Origin of the sequence: Microcystis sp. LE19-84.1B (genome assembly GCF_027531875.1) — a bacterium.
Lineage (GTDB): Bacteria > Cyanobacteriota > Cyanobacteriia > Cyanobacteriales > Microcystaceae > Microcystis > Microcystis panniformis.
In genome coordinates, this window is sequence record NZ_JAPZSR010000392.1 from 1 (window position 1) to 1350 (window position 1350).

Annotated in this window: 1 protein-coding gene and 1 pseudogene; both read right to left on the reverse strand. The window is 42.6% G+C overall.

From position 1 onward, the window contains the following. A pseudogene (locus tag O9324_RS21965) lies at nucleotides 1-240 on the reverse strand (PEP-CTERM sorting domain-containing protein); the annotation flags it as partial. A 162-nt stretch (nucleotides 241-402) separates the two neighbouring features. After that, the gene (locus tag O9324_RS21970; RefSeq protein WP_288141305.1) at nucleotides 403-1257 is read right to left on the reverse strand and encodes a calcium-binding protein; all 855 of its coding nucleotides are present in this window, start codon (nucleotides 1255-1257) and stop codon (nucleotides 403-405) included. Between the last annotated feature and the right edge of the window lie 93 nt (nucleotides 1258-1350).

The following is a 1350-nucleotide window of genomic DNA, read 5'->3' on the forward strand; positions in this document are numbered from 1 at the left end:
AAAAAAAGCGAAATCTCTGTAATCTACATCAGCCGCATCTTCATCAGTCAGAAAATTCCAAGAAAAGCTTAAAATATCGCCAGCATTAGCAGTAATAGTCTGTTTAATAGCCGAGCCTTCAGTAACAAATAGATTGCTTAACTGATTACCCGATAAGCTGAGAAATGATTGTAAATTACTAGCATTAGTTAAGGGTTGATTGTCGTCACAAGCACCGACAAAAACACAAGTTTGTAACACGGCTTGATAACTTCCGTTAGCTGGTGTAACCTTAAAACTTGAAGTTTCAACGCTCGTTTTTCTAACTTTTGGCCGCTCTGAGCAGATTTTGGGACAGCCCATCTCTAAAGCTGGAAATCCTGTAACAGTTAACTGATGATTGCCTACTCCCTTTAATGATGCTTAGAAAACCAGAAAATTGCTGGCAGTTAAAGCTAAAGTTGGAGAAAGTGTCGCAATTTGGCTGGCTGCTGTTGTTCCTGTACCGTCAATGTCGTACCATAATTGACCATTACTGGCATTATAAATAAAACGATGAGCAGAAGTCGTCGCTGATGTTCCGGTAGTAAACTGGGTGTTTAGTAAAGTACCAACCGTTAAACCGCCACTAAATCCACTCCGAGATACCAAAATCGTGTCATCTAGCACATTAAAGTCGGCAATCGTGTCAATGCCTTCCGTGCGTGAGTTATAGCGGAAGAAATCACGGCCACTTCCTCCCGTCAAGCTGTCATTTCCTGTCCCTCCCACCAGTGTATCATCGCCATTTCCGCCGAGTAGGGTATCATTTCCATTTCCCCCATTAAGGCTATCATTACCATCCAACCCAGAGAGAAGATTGGCACCTGAATTTCCGGTTATCACATTATTGCCATTGTTCCCCGTGCCATTAATCGCTGTACTACCTGTTAAGGTGAGATTTTCAAGGTTATCGGCCAAGGTATAAGTAATGGAGGCGGAAACCGTATCTGTTCCTGCACTATCAATAATCACATCGTTGACGTTATCAATGGTATAAGTGTCATTACCTTCTCCTCCGTCTAGGGTATCTACCCCTGCTTTGCCGTCTAATGTATCGTTCCCTGCATCGCCTAGGAGGTAATTATTGCCGTTATTGCCGATAATTGTGTTATTCGCACTGTTCCCCGTGCCATTTAAGTTACCATTCCCAGTTAAGGTGAGATTTTCTAATCCCGCTGCTAGGGTATAACTAGGCTGATGAAAATCGGTGAGGTAAAGCCGAAAATTTTTATGCAGTTTTCATGTCTCCGTCCGCCGACGAAAAGACAGCCTGACGTTTTGACAGCATAGATTGTCCAAAAATCTCATTTACCCATTCCGATAAATCAA